This window comes from uncultured Gimesia sp., from assembly GCF_963972345.1.
Taxonomy (GTDB): domain Bacteria; phylum Planctomycetota; class Planctomycetia; order Planctomycetales; family Planctomycetaceae; genus Gimesia.
Map to the genome: position 1 here is coordinate 1 of NZ_CAXAVM010000035.1, position 20,921 is coordinate 20,921.

17 protein-coding genes are annotated in these 20,921 nt (G+C 50.4%); 9 read left to right on the top strand and 8 right to left on the bottom strand.

Annotated features, from left to right (window positions below):
* Positions 1-78 precede the first annotated feature (78 nt).
* Complete coding sequence (locus tag AACZ40_RS08415; RefSeq protein WP_291174204.1) at positions 79-900, bottom strand: DUF1571 domain-containing protein; 822 nt, start codon at positions 898-900, stop codon at positions 79-81.
* 710 nt (positions 901-1,610) lie between these two features.
* Between AACZ40_RS08415 and AACZ40_RS08420 the strand changes: the two genes are divergently transcribed.
* Positions 1,611-2,483 (top strand): hypothetical protein, encoded by an 873-nt coding sequence (locus tag AACZ40_RS08420; protein WP_291174202.1) that lies wholly within the window; start codon positions 1,611-1,613, stop codon positions 2,481-2,483.
* A gap of 169 nt (positions 2,484-2,652) precedes the next feature.
* Here the strand turns inward: AACZ40_RS08420 and AACZ40_RS08425 are convergent, their stop codons facing one another.
* Together AACZ40_RS08425 and AACZ40_RS08430 are read right to left on the bottom strand one after the other, a co-directional pair.
* On the bottom strand, positions 2,653-3,066 hold the full coding sequence (locus tag AACZ40_RS08425) for a hypothetical protein (RefSeq protein WP_291174200.1): 414 nt from the start codon (positions 3,064-3,066) through the stop codon (positions 2,653-2,655).
* A gap of 267 nt (positions 3,067-3,333) precedes the next feature.
* Positions 3,334-3,582 (bottom strand): hypothetical protein, encoded by a 249-nt coding sequence (locus AACZ40_RS08430; protein ID WP_339674007.1) that lies wholly within the window; start codon positions 3,580-3,582, stop codon positions 3,334-3,336.
* Between AACZ40_RS08430 and AACZ40_RS08435 the strand changes: the two genes are divergently transcribed.
* Positions 3,573-4,874 (top strand): MFS transporter, encoded by a 1,302-nt coding sequence (locus AACZ40_RS08435; protein WP_291174195.1) that lies wholly within the window; start codon positions 3,573-3,575, stop codon positions 4,872-4,874. The genes AACZ40_RS08430 and AACZ40_RS08435 overlap by 10 nt on opposite strands.
* Positions 4,875-4,965: 91 nt before the next feature.
* Here AACZ40_RS08435 and AACZ40_RS08440 read toward each other — a convergent pair whose 3' ends face one another.
* Positions 4,966-6,393 carry a hypothetical protein gene (locus tag AACZ40_RS08440; protein WP_291174193.1) on the bottom strand — a complete coding sequence of 476 codons (1,428 nt, stop codon included), beginning with the start codon at positions 6,391-6,393 and terminating at the stop codon, positions 4,966-4,968.
* 544 nt (positions 6,394-6,937) lie between these two features.
* On the opposite strand from AACZ40_RS08440, the gene AACZ40_RS08445 reads away from it, so the two are divergent.
* From AACZ40_RS08445 to AACZ40_RS08460, 4 genes are all read left to right on the top strand, one after another.
* Positions 6,938-7,585, top strand: a complete 648-nt coding sequence (locus AACZ40_RS08445) for an OmpH family outer membrane protein (protein WP_291174191.1) — start codon at positions 6,938-6,940, stop codon at positions 7,583-7,585.
* A gap of 115 nt (positions 7,586-7,700) precedes the next feature.
* Positions 7,701-8,582 carry a UDP-3-O-acyl-N-acetylglucosamine deacetylase gene (gene lpxC / locus AACZ40_RS08450; protein ID WP_291174189.1) on the top strand — a complete coding sequence of 294 codons (882 nt, stop codon included), beginning with the start codon at positions 7,701-7,703 and terminating at the stop codon, positions 8,580-8,582.
* Between the two features lie 84 nt (positions 8,583-8,666).
* Complete coding sequence (gene lpxA / locus AACZ40_RS08455) at positions 8,667-9,533, top strand: acyl-ACP--UDP-N-acetylglucosamine O-acyltransferase (protein WP_291174187.1); 867 nt, start codon at positions 8,667-8,669, stop codon at positions 9,531-9,533.
* Entirely contained in the window at positions 9,530-10,606 is a 1,077-nt protein-coding gene (locus AACZ40_RS08460; RefSeq protein WP_291174185.1) for a Gfo/Idh/MocA family oxidoreductase, read from the top strand. The genes lpxA and AACZ40_RS08460 overlap by 4 nt, the downstream gene beginning before the upstream one ends.
* Positions 10,607-10,654: 48 nt before the next feature.
* Here the strand turns inward: AACZ40_RS08460 and bcp are convergent, their stop codons facing one another.
* Positions 10,655-11,140: a thioredoxin-dependent thiol peroxidase gene (bcp, locus tag AACZ40_RS08465; RefSeq protein WP_291174183.1), complete on the bottom strand. Its 486-nt coding sequence runs from the start codon at positions 11,138-11,140 to the stop codon at positions 10,655-10,657.
* A gap of 182 nt (positions 11,141-11,322) precedes the next feature.
* Positions 11,323-12,984, bottom strand: coding sequence for an endo-1,4-beta-xylanase (locus AACZ40_RS08470; protein WP_339674013.1), 1,662 nt, complete (start codon positions 12,982-12,984; stop codon positions 11,323-11,325).
* 206 nt (positions 12,985-13,190) lie between these two features.
* On the opposite strand from AACZ40_RS08470, the gene AACZ40_RS08475 reads away from it, so the two are divergent.
* Together AACZ40_RS08475 and AACZ40_RS08480 are read left to right on the top strand one after the other, a co-directional pair.
* The gene (locus AACZ40_RS08475) at positions 13,191-14,081 is read left to right on the top strand and encodes a phosphoribosylaminoimidazolesuccinocarboxamide synthase (protein ID WP_291174179.1); all 891 of its coding nucleotides are present in this window, start codon (positions 13,191-13,193) and stop codon (positions 14,079-14,081) included.
* A 388-nt stretch (positions 14,082-14,469) separates the two neighbouring features.
* Complete coding sequence (locus tag AACZ40_RS08480; RefSeq protein ID WP_291174177.1) at positions 14,470-16,776, top strand: hypothetical protein; 2,307 nt, start codon at positions 14,470-14,472, stop codon at positions 16,774-16,776.
* Here AACZ40_RS08480 and AACZ40_RS08485 read toward each other — a convergent pair.
* Positions 16,773-17,987 (bottom strand): SGNH/GDSL hydrolase family protein, encoded by a 1,215-nt coding sequence (locus AACZ40_RS08485; protein WP_339674017.1) that lies wholly within the window; start codon positions 17,985-17,987, stop codon positions 16,773-16,775. The genes AACZ40_RS08480 and AACZ40_RS08485 overlap by 4 nt on opposite strands.
* A 217-nt stretch (positions 17,988-18,204) precedes the next feature.
* Here AACZ40_RS08485 and AACZ40_RS08490 point away from each other — a divergent pair, with 217 nt between their 5' ends.
* Positions 18,205-19,182: a ThuA domain-containing protein gene (locus AACZ40_RS08490; RefSeq protein ID WP_291174173.1), complete on the top strand. Its 978-nt coding sequence runs from the start codon at positions 18,205-18,207 to the stop codon at positions 19,180-19,182.
* Positions 19,183-19,259: 77 nt separating this feature from the next.
* Here AACZ40_RS08490 and AACZ40_RS08495 read toward each other — a convergent pair whose 3' ends face one another.
* Positions 19,260-20,819 carry a TrkH family potassium uptake protein gene (locus tag AACZ40_RS08495; RefSeq protein ID WP_291174171.1) on the bottom strand — a complete coding sequence of 520 codons (1,560 nt, stop codon included), beginning with the start codon at positions 20,817-20,819 and terminating at the stop codon, positions 19,260-19,262.
* Positions 20,820-20,921: the final 102 nt, after the last annotated feature.

Sequence of the window (20,921 nt, forward strand, 5' to 3'; positions counted from 1 at the left end):
GGCTGTTACAATAAAAAAAGCCGAAGACTGAATGAGAGTCTTCGGCTTTCGATTTGTTAGTGATGTTTAATATATAGTTTAGAAGTTGTAGCCAGGATTTTTAGGATCGAAGTCTGCATCCGTTAATCCGACGTTGGTGCGGATGTTGGTGTAGGTATATTCTTCGACTAATTCCGGCTGACTGTTTCTTCTGGTAGGCCAGTCATACTGTTCGACACGGACAGGCAGGTTGGTTTCCTTGTCGATGTACAGCCTGGTCATCTGGAAGCGGATACCCTGTTTCTGTTGCGGGTAGCTGGTCTGCAGTACTTTGCACTGCATGTTACCCAGTTTGGCATCCGGGAAATATTTAACGGCAACGCCGGCATCGACGGCTCGTTCTTCTTTCCACTGTTTCAGGATCTGATACAGCATTTTACGAATGCCGATCGTGGTAATCGGGTAGCGGCTCTCATCCATTGCCTGTGGGCTGTTGGGTTGCAGAGAGACGGTGCCGACAAGTCCCTTAATCCCGGTTTCATGGGCGAGAATCTGATTTCCATTTCGTCCATGGAAATAGATGACTTCGCGTCCGGCGTGTGGTTGCTGGAAGCCCAGGTAGACGCTCAATGGTTGCTCGCGAAACTTGATTGCCATTGTCTGGGTGGCCTGCATTTTACGGCCGACCTTCTCGCGTTTAATGAATGTTCCCTGGAAGTCTTTCACTTCCTCTGTCGTTTCGTAGCTCTTCATTGCGAGGCGAATCGCAGGATCAAGAGGATGTTCAGACTGTGCCTGTAATGGGCTGGTCTGTGTCAGGCAGGCAGTTGCGGTCAGAGCCAGAACTCCTGCGATGGCAACGAACTTCTTCGTCTGGCGAACCAGAACCGTGTTTTGTAAATAAGAGTGCTGTTTAACCATTGAATTCCGTGACTCCCTTTGTCGAAATCCACTTGCTTCAGGCTGATTTCCGACTGAGCACGGTAGGCGGAAACACTGTCTGAAACCAGTAAGAAATATAGACCACACAGATTTACGAAACCGCTGAGGGGTTTCCTGCAGTGAAATGATAAGGTCTTTTAAATGAATGTCGAACACAGATTCAATCTGCATTATGACTTGATACTGTAGTATAAGATCGAACCTCAAGACAAACCGTAATCAATCAGATCACGTGTTCTCCCTGTTTTTTTATAAATTGTCAAGACAGATTCTTCAGATTGACTTGTCGCTTTATTGCGATGCGTACCATTTATGTTTGCCAGGGCTGCCTGTTGACCCATTTTAACAGTTGGGGGTCAGGCAGGGAACAGAAGATTTTGTGTAGATTTCCTGAAAACAAGAGAATTCGCTAAAGTTCAATTGTTCCGTTTACGGTCTTTCTGTATGATCCGCATCCCTGTCACCAGCTGGATTGCTTTATATCGTTTACACTCGAGTGGTTTCAGGTAGCAATGATTCAACAGAGTTCCAGGTTGTAATCGAGCCTGGGACAGGCCATTGAGTGATTGTAAAAAGTGGTTGGCCAAGATGGTTTCTGGTAACCAAAACATTGAGAACAAGGAGTGTTCCCATTGTTCAAATCGGATAGTTTCCGATAGCGTGATTGCGAACATGGAGGAGAAACGCAAATGCGCTCCAAATCAAATGACTTTTTTTCAACGCTGCTTGTACTGATCCCCCTGGTCGCAGTACCGATGCTGGCGATATTCGGCATTCCGGAAATCGCTCCCGTTAAAAAGTCGGCTCTCAATGAAAACGATCTCTTCGAAAACGAAGGTTCCACCCGCTCTCCCTTTGAAGAAATTTCGTTCGACAGCTCGTCGCATGAAATTGATTTAGGCAGTGAAGCTGCTCTGGCAGATCGATCCGCTCAGGCCGGCGCGGGAATGCGAAACCCTTTTGGTGAAACAGCGTCTCCACAAAAAGGTCATAGGCAAGGGGAAGAATGGCTGCCTCCCGCCGGGGCCCTGGAAGGCTGGGAACTGGAACCCGCGCCTGCTCAGCGGAGGCCCGATCGGAATGTGAGGGAGCTGGCATCGTCAGAACCGCAAGAACGTCAGCCACCTGGCGGTAATCCCATCCAGCAGGCCTCATTTGATAACCAGTTCGGCGCGGCAAACGCACAGGATTCATTTAACCAGTCAGGGGTTCAGCCGATCGATACGGAAGCGAATCCATTTAATCAGAATACACAGCCACCATCGCAGTCAGAAGTTGCACCAGCGGAAGCCATCGATCAGCAGTTTCGGCAGCGTGCAGAAACGATGTTAAGGCGAGATCCCGCGACGTGGAGTGCCGCCGTACAGAAATTGAATGAACTGGGAATTCGTGATTATCGTCTAGAGCCAGGCTCCCGAGCTGACGAATTTTTATTCAGCTGTTCCTACTCTCCCCCTCACAATCCGCGCGTCTCGCGGCGGTTTATGGCAGAAGCACTTGACCCGTTGAAGGCGGTGATTAAAGTGTTGCAACAGGTTGACGAGTGGAATCAGAGTCGCTGAAACAACCAATAAAAACAGCCCTCTCTGAATTGATTCAAAGAAGGCTGTTTTATTTTGCGTTGGATTGTTTCAGACGGTGTCCCGTTTTACTGAAGCGTCTCCAGGGCCGTTTGGACCGAGTATCATAAATTGAGAGACGCCAGGTTTAAATGTGATGCGTATCAGAAGATCAGGCTTCGTTCTTCTTTTTCTTCTCTTTGTTTTTCTTCTTCTTTGCATCCATTTTTTTGCGCAGCTCTTTGGATGTCGGTGGTGCCTGTCGTTTCAGATGGGAGCGTTGATCGATCGTTCCTTCTGCTTCTTCGATCTGGCCACACAGGTCTGCAATTGAAGCAGCAACATCCTGCTGACGGTAAGAGGAAGAAGCCGACCAGGCACGGCAGCTTTGATGGCCTTCGATGTGGTAACTCTGATCAAGGCTGCGGATGGCGTGGCTGAACTCGACCATTTCATCGTTGATGGCAGTCGAAGCCGCACTTAATCCAACTGTGGCACCCAGAATTCCTACGGTACCAAGCATGACCAGTTCAGCAGACATCACTAAACCAGCTTCATCACGCCAGAAATTATTCAATAGATTCATAACAGACCTCTCAAGAAAGTGGTGACAGTTCAATTGAGAGTGAGGTGAGAATGAGTTCCGCCTGTGCCGATTGTAACGATTATTCGGATAAGTGGGATTGTAACGATTGTTTAACAGGTGTTAATATGGATTGACTGTAAAATTTAGATAAAATTTAAAATGGTTCGGCAAAATGTTTATAAGTGTTTGTGTGGAAAGACTTAATGTGCGATGGCGGGTAGTGTTTTCCCTGTTTTTCGGGAGTACCTGCGGCAAGGTGGGCGGTTGTTACAGCGCGAGTATGGCTGAGAAAAGTCTGGTCACGACAGCAGCGGTAGGTGAGAGGGCGGAGTTAATGGCTGTGATTAAGACAAATTCACTCGGCATGGAAGGATCTTTCAGGAGAAATTCGCGGGAGTGAATCCCTTTATACTTGCCTGATTTGTCGTTTCGGGGCATGATCGTAACGATCTTTGCTTTCGAGTTCACATAAATATGCCGCGGATCAGGAGAAGGGCCAGCCCAATATGTCTTCACAGCAATCGCCACTCACTATTGGTATTCGACTTTCCATTATGATGTTCCTCGAGTTCTTCGTGTGGGGGGCCTGGTATGTAACCGTGGGCAACTACATGGGGGCGAACGGGATGGGTGATGCGATTTACTGGGCTTACACTGTCGGGCCGATTGCAGCCATTCTTTCTCCCTTTATATTAGGGATGGTCGCTGACCGATTCTTTTCTTCAGAACGGGTGCTGGCTGTCCTCATGATTATTGGGGGCGTTGCCCTTTATATTGCTCCGAGTGTAGTTGGAGAGGGAGGAGCAGGCAGCAAGACATTCATCTTGTTATTACTGCTGCATATGCTCTGTTACATGCCCACATTAGGGCTGACCAACACGATCGCATTTACTCATTTGAAGAATCAGGAAGTCTGGTTTCCCCTGGTGCGTGTGTTCGGGACGTTTGGCTGGATCGGCGCGAATATTCTTGTCAGTAAGGTGATGGAGGCAGATATGACCTCCAAACCGCTGCTGGTCGCTGGGGGGGCAGGTGTGCTTATGGGGATTTACAGCTTAACACTGCCCCACACTCCCCCTCCTTCCAAGGGAAAGGCGATTTCTGTACGAGACATCCTGGGCCTGGATTCACTGGCTCTGTTAAAAGATCGCTCCTTCCTCGTATTCATGGCGAGTTCCTTATTAATCTGTATTCCGCTGGCTGCTTATTATGCCTACGCACCTGTTTTTGTAGCAGATGCTGGTATTTCTAATCCTGCCTTTCAGATGTCGTTCGGCCAGATGTCCGAAGTGTTGTTCATGATATTGATGCCGTTCTTTTTCAAATTCCTGGGTGTCAAACGGATGCTGCTGTTTGGGATGTTCGCCTGGGTGGCCCGTTATACATTGTTTGCAGCAGGTGCCGGGGCAGGGGCTGTAGAAATGGGAGCGAACAGCGTTTACTGGATGATTATATTCGGGATTGTTCTGCATGGGATCTGTTATGACTTCTTCTTTGTCACAGGACAGATATACGTCGATCAGAAAGCGGGCCCTGCCATTCGTGCACAGGCGCAGGGTTTTCTGGTATTAGCCACCCAGGGAATCGGGATGCTGGTGGGAGCCCAGATCAGTGGTGTTTTAATCAATCGAATTGTGATTGGTGATGGTGCAGCCAAATTGAAAAACTGGGAAGAATTCTGGATTTACCCTGCCGTAGCTGCATTTGTGATTATGGTGGTGTTCCTGTTCCTGTTTAAGGATGATCCGAAACGAGCCGTCACCGAAGAAGACGTTGCCAAGGCGGCAGGCACAGAAGAGTTGGTTTAAGTTGCTGCCTGAAGAAATAAAACAGCCCTCTGTTCCCGGCGAGCAGAGGGCTGTTTCTGTTTTCAGTGTATGAAACGTTGGCAGTCAATGATTATTGACGTGGCACAGGCGCTGCCTGCAGTCGCACGGGCATCATTGATTCGACCAGAATAAATTCCCCGCGGAGATCATTGCGGAACCAGCGTTTTCCAGTCACGCCGACGGGCTGGCCGATCGCCGCATCCAGATTGATTTGTGGTGAGACCGGCTGCAGATAAGCCAGAAACTGGCCGTTGGGAGCAGTCAGTGCATGTGTGGGCATTCCCCGGCGAACATTGCTCAGCCGGCGAACGATTCCCGCTCCAGAGAATTGAGGCTGCGCTGCTGGTGTTGATTGCTGTGTCATGCCTGGTTGCGGTATTGAAGGCTGGGGTGCACTGGGTTGTGGCAGTGGGGCCAGCGGTTGTGTGGGAAGCGTCGGTTCGGATGCAGGTTCCGGCGTTGGTGGCAGTATCGATTCAGAGCCGGGTGAGATGCTGGAATCAGGAGTGGGATAGCGGCTCGTTTTATTCTGTTCCGGAGCCATCGAGACCAGTTCCGCATCGCGTTTACTGGTTTCTTCAGCCAGTTTCAGAAAATCCTGATACTCGGATTGCACTTTACGATAGCGATTCACGGCTTCGATCCGCAGGTCAATTTTGCTGGCGATCGCTGGATGTTTGATTTCCTGTTGCAGGGTTTTGTAATCCTGTTCCAGTCCATTCAGATCCCAGGCAGTCGGTTCTGCTTCGATCATGGCACGGAACTGAGTGTCGATCGTTTTAATGGCATCTTTGGCGGCAGCAATCTGTTCCTCTTCGGGAACACTGCGCCGGGCGGAGCCATCTGTGGGAGTTTTAATCATTTCCTGCCGGGGGGCAGGTGAATTATTGAGTTGTGTACTGCCCTGGCTGAACGGATCATTCTGATTGGCGGCGATGGGTTGATCGATGGGAACCGGGGCACTTTTTCCAGGTTGATACTGGTCTGTCGGGATAATCAGATGCCCTTCAATCCACCGCCATTCACCCGTGGGCGGTTTGATCTGGTACATCAGCACATTCCCGAATTCTGTGGGAACATTTTTACTGCCGAGAATAGTTACTTCATCATTTTTGGAAAGCCGAATCTGCTCAACGTCACGTGATTCACCAAAGGCACTTCCTACCCGAACCACAACGCCGTTTTCAGTGACGCGTCCTGATTGATTTCCTGTTTTCTGTACGTGTTCCGCACGGATCCAACTGAAGCTTCCCTGCGGAGGGGAAATCATGAACCAGCCGCCTGGATCGTGGCGATGCACGGTGACGCGATTCCCCTTTTTGAGTTTGAGGGTGGGATAATAACGCGTTCCATTCCCACTACGGACCAGCGCTTCTTCCGCATTGACGACCGCGTCGTAGGGAAAAGTGCGTTTGGCCGCAAAGCTATCGTCAGCAAGACTGAGAAACAGCCCTGTGATTAATAAAGGTGTCAGAATCCAGCGGTCTAACGGACACATGGAATAAGCCTCCGTGCTGACTATAAAACAGCCCATTTGAAAGTATTTATTGAGGTGTCGAATGTGATCAATTCAACAGATAAGGTCAGGGAATTCGAATCGAAAAGGATTCAATTGAGGGGAAAGGTCCTGGTAGAGAAGTTGAAAGAGGGGCGTTTAATAATCAAAAACAAATTATAGGGCAAGACCAAAAACCGTGCTGAACGAAGGTGTCTGTGATTTACTGCCAAGAATAATGTCAAACAGCGGGGTTTGCATGAGAGGAGAATGGAGATCGATCTGAAAATGACTGCAAATGCTCACTTTTTCGTATTGACGTAAAATCCAATCTATGCAAAATTATCGTTCTCTCAGTATGGTTAGCTGGCTCATATGACATGAATCCAGTTGTATCATTAGAGTAAAATCACATTTCCCAGAGACTTTGATCACGAAACTGTCATATAGAGGCTGGGTACAGTTTCGTTACCAAATCAAGAGAAATTCTAATTCGTTTGATCGCCACTACGGAGAGTGGTCCATTCTGCAAAGGAGTGCTTAGGTCGTGAAAAAAATTATTGCTTCAGTTACATGTGTTGCCATCGCGGGTTGTTTTGCCTGTTTCACTGAAACAGCGTCAGCGCAAGGCACCGCACCTGCTGCGGGGGCCAGCTCTGCAGTGCACAAAGTGGGCCTGATTGATATGGCGCACGTGTTCAAGAACTACGAGAAATTTACAGCGCTGCGTGAAGAGCTGAAAGAAGAGATCCAGGGGAGTGATGCCAAAGCCAAAGCGATGGCAGAACAGATTCAGGCAGTTCAGAAAGAAATGCAGGACTTCAAACAGGGAAGCCCTGAATACCTGGCACGCGAAAAACAGCTGGCCCAGGCTGCTTCTGATTTCGAAGCATTCCGCAAAGTGGCGCAGCGTGACTTCCTGCGAAAGGAATCACGAATCTATCACACCATCTACATGGAAGTGACAGACACAGTCAAGAAGTATGCCAAGATCTACAACTACACTCTGATCATGCGGTTTAACCGGGAAAGCCTGGACACGGATGATCCCAAAAAACTGATCCAGGGCATGAATCGCCAGGTGGTATTTCACCGTGCCGACGATGACATCACATTGTCAGTACTGGACTACCTGAACCGCAGCTACAAGCCTGCAGGGACCGCTACTGGCCCGAAGACAAGCACTTCACGCTAAGCTGAATGTAGTGTGAGCACTCTCTTGGATGCAGCGCAGGTTCTTTCACCTGCCTGCATCCTTTTTGTGATTTTTTCAGGCACCCGCCAGTAAGCCGTCAGCGAAGGAGTAGGCAATGCGAACTCGTAACCAGAGAACGCTGGCCAGATCATTACAGTGTTCCGGGGTGGGGATTTTTACGAACAGCGATGTGAAAATTCGCTTCTGTCCTGCCCCTGAAAATCATGGGGTTCAGTTTGTACGAACTGATCTGGCTGGTTCAAAACCAATCCCCGCTTTGATTGAAAATGCTGTTTTTAAACAGCGACGGACTGCAATTGAATTTCAGGGTGCCTCAGTCGAAATGATCGAACACGTCATGGCGGCGTTAGCGGGCCTGCAGATTGACAACTGCCGCGTTGAAATCAATGCACCGGAAGCACCCTGTTTTGATGGTTCTTCACTGGAACTTTCAGAGGAACTGCTGGGAGCCGGTATTGTAGAACAGCCTTTTCAACGGAAACAGATCTGCATTGAGCAGGCTGTGACCGTCGAGGATGAGTCTGGCAGCTTTATTCAGGCCAAGCCTTTAAACCGTTCGGTGCTGGCCATCGGCTATTACCTGAATTACGGCGAAGATTCTCCCGTGTCTCCCCAGTGTCTGACGCTGGAAATTAATCCGGAGACCTGGATGAGCCAGCTCGCCTTTGCCAGGACATTCGTACTGGAGCACGAAGTCGAAGCGATGCAGTCACTGGGTTTTGGCCAGAAGCTGACTGCGAAAGATCTGCTGGTACTGGGAGAGCAGGGACCCATCGAGAATGAACTGCGAACATTAGACGAATGCGTGCGTCATAAAATTCTGGACTGCCTGGGAGACTTTGCCCTGATCGGTTGTGATTTGCAGGGTTATTTCTGTGCCCATCAGTCCGGTCACGCGTTAAACCGAGAGTTAATCAAAAACCTTAGAGCAACACAACAGTCTGCACTATCTGACCACAGCTGGAAGGTTGCCTGAAATTCCATTTTCGGTTGCTGTATCAGCAACTTCACATTCACCATCTGGTACGTCGTTGACTGCAGACTTTTCAGGATGTCGAACATGCCGACAAAAATTTCAAATCTATCCTATGTCGATCCCCAGGCAGAAATCGGGGAAGATGTGACCATCGGGCCATTTTGTCATATTGGACCGCATGTCACTATTGGAAACGGGACTGTGCTGGACAGCCATGTTTCCATCACCGGGCACACCACGATTGGCGAACGCAATCGATTTTTTCCTACAGCCGTCATCGGCAGCGAACCTCAGGATGCCGGTTACTCCGGAGCACCTACCACTGTTGTGATCGGCGATGACAACCTGTTTCGCGAAGGTTGTACAATCCATCGGGGAGCGGAAAAAGAAGATCACTGTACCCGTATTGGAAATCGGAATACGTTTCTCTGTAACGCGCATGTGGCACATAACTGTCGCGTTTTTGATGATGTCACACTGGTCAATGGAGTGTTACTCGGCGGCCATGTGCACGTTCATGACCGGGCCATTGTCTCAGGTAATACTGTCGTGCATCAGTTCTGTACCGTTGGAACACTGGCGTTTATCAGTGGATCTGCCCGTGCTACCGTTGATGTGCCTCCTTTCATGATTTGTACTGGATCCGATGATTTTCGCGTGCGAACCGTGAACATAGTCGGGATGCAGCGTTCAGGAATTTCAGAGAGTTCGGTTGCCGCCATTCGTCGCGCGCATCGATTGTTTTACCGCAAGAATAAAAAACTGGAAGAAGTCCGCGAGATCTTCAGTGAAGAACTGGAAGGCGTGATCCCGATGGCATTACAAACCCTGTTTGAACATTTTCAGGCAATTCAGGGCAGTAAAGCAGGACGGGGACGTGAAGCAGCCGCACGGAGTGCCAAATTCAACCCGGAAGATATTAATCAGCAAGCAACACGGAGAGCAGCATGAGTTCATTGAATGTAGCCGTTGTCGGAGTCGGGGCGCTGGGCCGTCATCATGCACGAATTCTGGCAGGCCTGGAAGGCGTCAATTTGTGTGCCGTTGCTGATACCAATCCGGTTCAGGGGCAGGCCATTGCCGAACAGCATGGCAGCCGCTGGGTCTCCGATTACCGGGAGCTGTTTGAAGGCGTCGATGCCGTCTCGCTGGCTGTTCCGACTCACGCACATCTGGCGGTCGCCAGCGAGTTCCTGTCGCGTCAGATCCCGGTTCTGGTAGAAAAACCAATCGCCTGCAATCTGGAAGAAGCAGAAGAACTGGTCCGCATTGCCGAAGCACACCGCACTTTACTGCAGGTGGGGCATGTCGAACGCTTCAATCCTGCTACCCAGGCTGCCTTTGAACGTTGTCCGAACCCGCGGTTCATTCGCAGTGAACGGGTCAGTCCTTATACATTCCGCTCTACCGATATTGGCGTGATTCACGATCTGTTGATTCATGATATTGACCTGGTACTCTCTATTGTGAAATCGACTGTCAAAAGTGTGGAAGCGTTTGGAATCTCAGTGATGGGAGAACATGAAGACGCTGTCCAGGCACGTTTGCGGTTTCAGAATGGCTGCATCGCCGATCTGACGGCGAGCCGAATTTCACCAACAGCGAAACGGGCCATGCAGCTCTGGGGCGCTTCCGGGTGTGTCAGCGTTGATTTTACCAGTCGTGAAGTCACCGCTTATCGGCCTTCCGAAACGCTCCTGTATGGAACGCCTCCCCTTGAGCGCGCCCGGAAAGCGGGAGCCAATCTGGAAGCATTGAAGCAGGATGTCTTCGGAACATTTCTGAAAGTGGATACGCCGGAAGTCTCTGCTGCGGATGCTTTGACAGCGGAGCTTTCCAGTTTTGTCGATGCAATCCGGACGGGATCAGAGCCACTGGTTGGCGGTACACAGGCTCTGCAGGCAATGCAGGTTGCCGAGCAGGTACTGGCAGCCGTGAATGAGCACGAATGGGATGGAAGTCAGCAGGGAGCAGTCGGGCCGTTCATTCAGTTCCCCTCAGAAGAACGCCGACTGGCCGGTTAACGCAGCCAGTCAGCGAGTTGTGCCTCTGCTGTCAGTTCAAAGACTGTCTTATTTCAGCTCTTTGAGCGCGGCGGTGACTTCTTCTGCATGACCGTCGACTTTCACCTTAGGCCAGGCAGCTGCGATTTTGCCTTCCTTGTCGATCAGGAAGGTGGATCGCTGAATGCCCATGTACTTTTTGCCATAATTCATCTTTTCCACCCAGACTCCATACTTCTCTGCGATCTCATGGTTTTCATCTGAGAGCAGGGTGAAGGGGAGTTCGAACTTGGTTGCGAATTTTTCGTGTGAAGCGACCGAGTCAGGGCTGATGCCTAAAATGACTGTGTCCTGGCGTTTGAATTTGGCGACCCGGTCCCGAAAATCACAGGATTCGGTCGTGCAGCCAGGCGTATTATCTTTAGGGTAAAAGTAGAGGAGTACATTTTTTTCTCCCTTAAACTGACTCAGACGCACTTTCCCTTCCGGGTAGGCGGGGAGATTAAAAGCAGGAGCACGCTTGCCAGCTTCGGGTACTTTGCTTTCGGTAGCCATTTGAAAATCCTTGAGATTGAGGGAGTAGTCGGCGTTGTTGCCTGTTAAAAACTGCGCGAGCTTGCCAGCCTGATTACATTGCAGGCTGCGATCTGTCCGTTTCTCACGCACGTGCATTCTAACAGGCGGACGTCAGCTTTTCGACTGACCGTGTTTCACGAACGCGAGGTAGTATGCCTGGGTCACGTGCGCCAGTATTGCCGGTGGTATTTCATAATCGTATTCAGAGCCGGTTTCGCCTGCCCCTGGGAATTGATCAGACCGGAATAAGGAAAGCGTCTGGCATCCTGATCTCGAAAACGGGACCAGTATACGCCGGTGACAGAGGGTTTGGCTAACAGCAGAGGCAGGTAGAGATCGACCCATTCGGCCTGGGCTGCTTCACTCCAGCCGGTCTTCCACTGGCTGGCCTGTACCTTGGACATGGACGGGGTTTTCTCATCCAGGTCAGAGTCATCACTGGGGAAGGCGAGCGTGAGGTGCAAAGGCAGGTTCAACACACTCCATTTATCAATCAGCTTGGAGATATCCAGCAGATCATGATGATGGGACCCGTTGGGGTAGTAACCGATTCGCAGTTCCAGATCGATTCCTGACAGGCCGACTCCCAGACGGTCGATCGCGTCCACAAACTGCATGGGCGATAACTGGTGCTGACCCTTCGAAAGGTAATCTCCCCAGGGTTGTTCGACGCGAATGTAGCATTGAATGGAGTCGTCGGTCTGCCTGGCGATCTCGATGGCCCGGGCGGTGAGTGTCAGGCGAGTTTCCTCGTTGAGACCGAAGACACCTCCCGTATTCATCGCGGAAACCAGCGTCCAGGTGCGTATGCTGCCGGTATAGCGGGTAATGGCCGTTTCAATAAAATGCGAGATAATGCTCTGGAAATTGACCATATCGATCTTCCAGGATTCCAGCCAGTCGGGCAGGCCCTGAGGTGCAAAATCCAGCAGGCAGCCGCCCCGGATCAGCAGATTATTTTTCTCACACCACTCCACCTGCTGGTCACAGAGATCCCAGTCCTGCTCTCCTTCATATTTTTCGATCAGTTTCCAGTTGACCAGGTCAATATTCGCGGCATCAAAAGCCTGACAGATCTGCTTACCTTCGCTGGCATTGGGGATAAACTCCCCCAGATTACAGCCGAGCGAGACCGGGAGTTTCATCGACTGGGAGCGCTGGTGCAGAATGGTCAGTCGCTGACGGGCATAAATCTGAACCAGCATTTCCGCAGCCGCATGCGCTTTCTGCAATGCCACCCCCGCCAGTTCAGAACATTCTTCCAGTTGGTCCTGGATGACTGCTGCCTGTGCGAAAGCCGTAAAGGCTTCATCGTGTAATCTGATTAACTCAGCCGGGATATTCAGGCCTGCAATCTGCCAGACACTGAGCTGGTCTTTCAGCGTCGAGATTTTCCCCCGCGCGAGTTCGAGCATCAGGACATAAGGCTCTTCGCGTTCGGGAAGGGAAGCCGTTCGGACGACGGGTCGACCAAAGTCGGTAATATTCCAGACGATGTTGAGCTTACAGCTCTGGGACGTCTGCCTACGAAAGGTCAGAATATTCCCGTCTACTTCAACCCGCGTAGGAAACACACGGCCGTCGACTGCATTCAGATAGGCGCGATGAAGATCAGACCAGTCTTCAGGTACTTGAGAGGGTGCAATTAAAAAACGCAGGTTGCCCATGTAACGGGTCGCAATCGTTATCTGAATGTAGAAAGAAGAGTTAAGAGTGTCATCGGGTTTATTGTAGCGGCTCCTGAACGATTTTGGGATCGTATCGCACAGGATGATGATGTAACGGGTTAAGGGACGCGCGAGAGACCGGGCCTTGATCTCCATTATTGCATTTGAGAGACCAGAGGCAAGTGTAGAGTCGTATGTATGTACATGCTGGGGGAGATACTGAAACTGACCTGAGTCTGACGATCCCCCATTTCGTAAGGGATTTACGGGTTATAATCGGTCCTGAATTGTTTAGCAGCATTGATCCCGCTACACTTCGGGTGTTCAAATTCATTAGATTTTAATCAGGGTGGTCACTGCATATGGCTTCAGCAGCTTTTACTGAAAGCACGCTTTCCGGCGTTCCCGTAAAGCGGGGAAAAGTTCGTGATGTATATGATTTTGGGGATCGGTTGCTGTTCGTGGCGACGGACCGCATCAGTGCTTTTGACTGGATTCTGGCTCCCGGAATTCCAGATAAAGGCCGGGTTTTGACCCAGATCAGCCGCTTCTGGTTTGAACGTTTTACCGGTATCTCCAATCATCTGCTGAGCATGAACCCTGCCGATCTGCCTCTGCCCGATGACGCGGATCTGGAGGCCTTACGTGGACGTTGCATGGTGGTCCGAAAAACGGAAGTGGTTCCCTTTGAATGTGTCGTCCGCGGTTATCTATCCGGTTCCGGCTGGAAAGATTATCTGGCGAGTGGCGCCGTCTGTGGAATCGAGCTGCCGACAGGGATGCAGCAGAGCGACCAGCTGCCCGAGCCTCTCTTTACACCGGCCACAAAGGCAGAGACCGGCCATGATGAGAATGTCTCGTTTCAGATGATGCGGGATGCGATTGGCGGTGAGCTGGCGGACCGCCTGCGTGAACTGAGTATTCAGATCTATCTGCAGGGGTCGGAATATGCACGTCAGCGGGGGATCATACTGGCGGATACCAAGTTTGAATTCGGACTGCTGGACGGGGAACCGATTCTGATTGACGAAGTTCTGACTCCCGACAGTTCCCGCTTCTGGCCGGCCGACCTGTATCAACCGGGGGGCGCTCAGCCTTCACTGGATAAACAGTTTGTACGTGACTGGCTGGAAACCACGAGCTGGGACAAAAACAGTACTCCGCCTGTGCTGCCCGATGAGATCGTAATGAAAACCCGTGAAAAGTATTTTGAAGCATTTCAATTGCTGACAGGGCAGGAATGCAGCTGGTAATTCGAGTCTGAAAACGATTGGAATTCAGGAAAATCTGGCGATGGGGTCCCTGGCTTACTATACTGGATACAGTTGAATTTCTCCGGTGGGGCGAAACGGATTATCGTTTCAGTCGGAACAGATTACCCTGGTTCTCTGTTTGTACCGGTGTTGAGGCACTGGATTGCCAAATTCAGCGATTTCTCCTGAATTATTGCCAATGAACGGTTCGAGTAATCGTAGGTTATCGACAGGGATATTTAATTTCTCAAATTCGGACAGACAGTCTGTCGATGAAACCAGTATGACTGTACGACTAATACCTGAATTCGTTTCTGATTCCCAACACAGCTCTGGTCGATTATTTCCATCCCGTTTTGTGTCTGCGCTGATTCTATGTTTCCTTGTAATGAATTTATCTCTGCTTCCGACTGCACACGCCGGTGAGGTGGAACTGGAAAATGGTACGATTCTCCGGGGAGATGTCGTACCGATTCTGGGGCTGACGGAAACACTGGCGTCTCGCCTTGAAGCTAAAGATGTCGAAGTGGAACTGCCTCCCCGCAAGCTGGAAGCATTTCCGATCATTCTGATCGATGATGGAATGGTTCGTTATTTTGTCCCCCGCCGCGCGACGGTCCGGATGAATAACGATCAGGATCTCTCACGATATGAAACGTTCAAGCTGCCACAGAAGGTTACGGGGCGGAACCAGATGCTGAAAACCGTCGGATCATATATTGATGTTACCGATTTCGATAAATTTGGTCGACGGACCGTGACCCTGAATACGAGTCAAGGCAGTCTGCCTTTACTGCAGGGTGTTACCGAGATCACACCGCATCACCTTAAGCTGACAGGACTCAAACAGCAATGGAATCTTGGTCTGCGTACGACTTCGATCAAGGAGGAAATCCTGGACGCCATGCTGAACAACGCCATCGATCACCTGAACCCGAATGAGCGCATCGCGGTGGCCCGGTTCTATATTCAGGCCGGCCTTTACCTGCCTGCTGGAGAAGCTTTTGAGGCGATAGAAAATGATTTCCCGGAATACAAAGATAAAATCGCGACGTATGTTTCTGAGTTGCGCACACTGCACAGCCAGCAATTGCTGGATGAACTGAACCAGCGTCGCAGAGCAGGCCAGCATCGCCTGGCACAAGATGCCATCATGAAGTTTCCTACTAATAATGTGGCGCAATCCATTCTACGTCAGATCCGCGAAGTTCAGGATGATTACCACAAACGACAGGAGCAGATCGATAAAGCACGCATTCGACTGGGAGAGCTGGAAGCAGAGATCCAGGATCCCGAAACGCGAAAGCTCCTGCAGGCATACCGTCGCGAGGTGATGTCCCAGCTTAATTTCGAAACCATTGATCGTCTGGGGGCGTTCCTCAATCTGGAAAGTGATGATTCACTGACGGCACGGGAAAAGCTGGCGCTGGCTTATTCAGGCTGGATCGTAGGTGCAGCAAATGTCGCGACCGATTTGAATACCGCGTTGAACCTGTGGACGGCCCGGGCCCAGGTCCTGGAGTACCTCAGGACCGAAAATAAGCAACTCCGCGAAAATATGCTTGAAACGCTGAGTAAACTGGAAGGCATCTCCGCGGCAGTCGTCAAACAGATGATTCCGCTCCTGCCACCCATTCTGGATGCGCCAGTGCGGGATGTTACAGATTCCTTTCCCGTTCATGTGACAGACCCGAACGCCGAAGTGCCCGTGTCATATTCCGTTTTGTTACCCATTGAATATGATCCGCATCATACCTATCCCATGATTGTCGCGCTGCGTCCTTCTACTCTGAGTGCCGATTCAGAACTGGGCTGGTGGGGCAAGTATAAAGATGGCCCCGGCCAGTCACAACGTCGCGGTTACATCGTGATTGCACCGGAATACCTGCAGAAAGACCAGCACAATTACGAGGACAATGTCACCGCACATTACGCTGTCATTGAATCCATTCGCGATGCGCGAAAACGCTTCAATGTGGATTCGGACCGTGTATTTCTCACAGGACACGGAACCGGCGCTGATGCAGCTTTTGATATCGGGATGTCGCATCCGGACCTGTTTGCCGGCGTGATTCCCATTGCAGGCAAAACCAGTGCCTTCAACCTGCACTACTGGCAGAATGCCAAAGATTTGCCCTTCTACATTGTGGGAGGTGAGCTGGACCGGGATACTCTGGAGCATAATTCGCTGGTGATCAATCGCATGATGCGCTATGGCTATGATGTGATTTATGCCGAGTACAAAGGCCGCGGCTATGAAAGCTATTACGAAGAGATTCACAATCTGTTTAACTGGATGGAACTCCAGAAACGGTTTAAGTATCCCAAAGAGCTTGAAGAAAAAATTCTACGTCCGATCGATAATCGGTATTACTGGGTGCGCACGGAAGGCTTTCCTCCTCAGATTATGCGTCCGGTCAATTTTACCGGGAATCAGCGTATCCGCACGCGCCCCGTGAGCCTGAAAGTCAGCATCAAATTAGGCAATGTGATTTATGTCAGTTCAGGCGGAAAGATCAACACGCTCTGGCTCAATCCGGAACTGGTCGATTTTGATAAACGCCTGGAAGTCCGCATAGACGGTCAGCGGAAGTTCAATGATTTTCTGCGCCCCGATATGAAAGCCATGCTGGATGATTTCAAAAATCGAGGAGACCGTCAGAAACTGTTTGACGCACGGCTCGATTTCTTTTAATTGCCCACAAATGACATGATCCGCGCAGCGTGTCCTGTGCTGGATGTCTTCCCGCTGACACGAATCCTCGCCTGATGTTTTCCCGGCTTCAATTCGCTGTTAAAGACGACAGTGCGAGGATAATGCAAACCTTTACTATAGTGATGATACAGGTCGAATGGCTGAAACGGACCATCATCAATACTGACTTCCAAGATACCGGCATCAGGGCCGGCCACGACAAAGACGCCCAATGCGGTTCCTTTGAAATCGAGCACCAGCTCCGCTCCCGCCTTATTTGCGGTCAGTATGGGAATGCTGGTGAAGCGGCTGCGTTTACTGCCGGGGATGTCATCCCACCCGGGTACCTCAATGGTCCAGCCTGATTCCAGTTTCGCATTTTTGATATCAATGAAATGTCCCTTGATAAAACTGTGGGGGTCGAGTGATTTGGCTGGCACCGGATGTTTGACCGGTTCTCCCGATTCCTGCCAGGCCTTCGTCAGCAGTTTTTCAATCATGGCTGCACAGATGGCATTTCCGAAGGGAGCGGGGTGGGTGCCTCCGAACTGTTCCCAGGTCAGCTGTTTCGCCTGAATCAGACGGGCGACTTCACTCGCCAGGTCAACGGTAGAGACCTGGTAGTGGCGGGCAACCCGTTCATGGCTGGAACTGGAGAGAGGTTTCTGTTTGTTTTGAATGGTCTCCAGCATGGAGGGATTCACAAAGTGAACCATTACGATATCCGCAGACGGGTTGTGGCGACGGATCTGGGCAATGATGCCTTCCATGCCCCTGATGGCGGCGGCTTCTGAATGACCTGCATCCTGGTCATCGTTGACGGCGAATTCCACAAAGAACAGATCGACGGGACCCTGGCTCAATACATCACGATTTGTGCGGAAGGCTCCCGTATTCGAACAGGTGGAAGAAATGCCAGCGTTAGTAAACTGAAAGCTGGTGTCGGGAAAGGTCTTTTTCAGGAATTCCATGACCATCGGACGATAGCCATTCATTTCCGTAATGGAGCCGCCCAGAAATGCAACATGGCCGGATTTGGTCGATTCGAATAGATGCTTACTGTTCAGATAGTTGCCCCGCAGCTGGATATGCTTTTCTGAAACCGCAGGAAGATTCTGGGGAGGTGCTGCGGTGACATACGTGTTGCTTAAAAAGAGGAGCAGCAAAACGAAATCAACGGTCGGTCGAGCGCCGTGTGTGTGGAATTTCATATCATTAGAAACTTAAAAAGAGGAAGCAATTCCTGTCGTGGGCAGGAAGATGAACGATTCGTGTGATTTCCAGCATGCAGAATATGAGAGCCGAGGTCAAGAGTTCTGCCTTTCAACAATTGATTTCAGGCACCCCGGTTCGCTACGATAAAAGCTGAAACGGAGCCGGTTGTCCTGCTTCGTACACTGAAAGCCCTCAGCGTTGGCAGGAGTATTCATGAAATCGTCGTCTTATCTCTTGGTTGTTTTTTCTGCGTTTCTGTTGGGATCACTATTCACTATGGAAACGCAGGCTGCAGATAAACCGCATGTTGTGTTTGTTACCGGAGACGATGAATATCGCTCTGAAGAATCCATGCCCATGCTGGCAAAAATTCTGAAACGCGATTATGGCTTTGACGTCACGGTCTGCTATTCCCTGGATGAAGAGGGACATATCGCGCCGGGAAATCAGAAATCCATCAGCGGTCTGGAAGTCCTGGATGATGCGGATCTGATGGTATTGTTCACCCGCTTTCGGGATCTGCCTCCGGAGCAGTTCGAGCATTTTTTGAAGTATGTTAAATCGGGAAAACCGGTCGTCGGCTTTCGTACAGCGACTCACGCATTTCTGTTTCGGGATCCGAAAAGTCCTTATCAAGAATGGAATGATAAAAAAATCGCAGAGCTGGTCGGACAGAAATGGATCACGCATCACGGCCATTTCGGCGACGGACATGAGTACCTCACCAAAGTGACGATTAATGTTGACGCCAAAGACCATCCGATCTTACGAGGCGTGGAACCTTATAAAGCTTATTCCTGGCTGTACCATGTGGAGGGGGGAAGCGAAGGACATCAACTGGCAGGTGACAGTCAGCCTTTACTGACCGGGCACTCACTCAAGTCGGGGCATGAGATGAAAGGCAACCTGGATAAGTATCCCCTGGACAATCCGGTCGCGTGGACCAAAACCTATACCGGTGAAGAGGGAACGAAAGGACGTGTCTTCTTTACAACGACTGCCCACCCGTTTGACTTTAAAGATCCCAATGTCAGGAAGCTGGCTCTGAATGGAATTTTATGGTCACTGGGAATGGAAGACAAAATCCCGACAGCTGGCGCAAAAGCAGATCTGGCTGGTGAATACGATCCGAATAATTCCGGTACCGGACCTGAAAAATACAAAACAGGCCAGAAGCCGCAAAAACTGTAAACAAGCACAGTTTGAATTTTAAATAAAGAGCATGGTCTTATATGAGGCTGTGCTCTTTTTTGTCGGTAGTTTGTTTGTCAGTAGTTTTTCCAGAAGCTGGGAACAAACAAAACGAGAATCGCAAACAGTTCAAGTCGTCCCAGCAGCATCAATACCGTCAGTATTACTTTCCCCGAGAGTGTGAAGTCGGCGTAGTTTTCGGTAGGCCCCAGTTCTCCGACGCCAGGACCAATGTTATTGAGAGTCGCAACGACAGCGCTGGTGCAGTCGATCAGTTTTTCAGGTTTATTCTGTTGCCATTCGGTATTCGGTTCAATCGCTGTCAATAACAGGCTGCTGAAAATGAATATAATCAGAACCAGGCTGAAATAGACGGTGACATCATTGCGAATCCCCTGTTCGATATTGGCAGAGCCAATCCGGACGGGACGGACCACATTCGGGCGAAATGATTTTTCAATTTCCAGCCAGATGATCTTGGCAAACAGGACAAACCGAATCACTTTGATCCCCCCTGCGGTGGAGCCGGCGCAGCCTCCGACAAACATCAGCAGCAGCAACAACATTTTGGAAGATTCATTCCAGGTATCAAAATCACCTGTTCCATAACCGGTGGTCGTCATGATTGACACCGCCTGAAACCCGGCGTAACGCAAGGCATCGGGAAGGTTGTTATAGATCTGATTGCTTAACAGGTTGTACGTCAGAAAAATGGTTGCCGAAGCGAGGATGATTAAGTACGTACGGTATTCGATATCATTCCGCAGCGGCGCAAAAAAATGTTTCCATGAATGGTCACGTGATCGCAGGTTTTTCAGTGAGAGAAAGTAGAGTGAAAAGTTCGTTCCGGCGATTACCATAAAAACCGCGATTGTAAATTCGATCAGCCAGCTGTTGAAATAGCCGACGCTGGCGTTGTGTGTACTGAAGCCTCCGGTTGCCATTGAACCGAAGCTGTGACAGAACGCATCAAACACGCTCATCCCTTCCAGCCACAAAATCAAAGCCAGTACCAGAGTAAATGTGACGTAAATCACCCACATCACAATCGCCGATTCCCGCACGCGTGGCCTGACCGCTTCACTGGTGGGGCCGGGAACTTCGCGCTTCATAAGAGCTTTTCCACCGGCGCCAAGGTGACTCAAAATGGCCACGAACAAAACAATGATCCCCATTCCGCCCAGGCAGTGGGTGAAACTTCTCCAGAACAGTACCGAGCGGGGTATCAGTGCCGGGTCTTCGAGTTCACGGAGTACAGAAGCCCCGGTGGTCGTAAATCCGGAGATGGATTCAAAAAGGGCATCAGGAATGGTCATCGGCAGATCCGGTGCCACCATCGAACCGGAAAACAGGTAGGGGAGACAGCCCAGAATTCCGGAATAGATCCAGCTCAGTCCCACAATGGCCAGGGCTTCTTTTCGCAAGATGGTGCCATGCTCTTTTCGACCGATCAGATAGAGCAGGGAACCGGAACCCAGGCTGCAGGCGATCGCCCCGCAGATTCCCCAGAATCCTGCGGCTTCGAATTCGGCAGCTTCACCAAAAACGGGAAATGCCCAGGGCAGGCTGAAAACCATGGAAGCTCCCACGAGCATACCCACGAGCCCCAGCAGACGACACAACAATAACCAGTTCATTATATTTCAACTTATTGATTTTGTACGGATTTGAACGACTGGATTCTTCCAGTAGATTCGAGTTAAATAGAGGTACAGCAGAAGTCGTGGGATTATAGCACG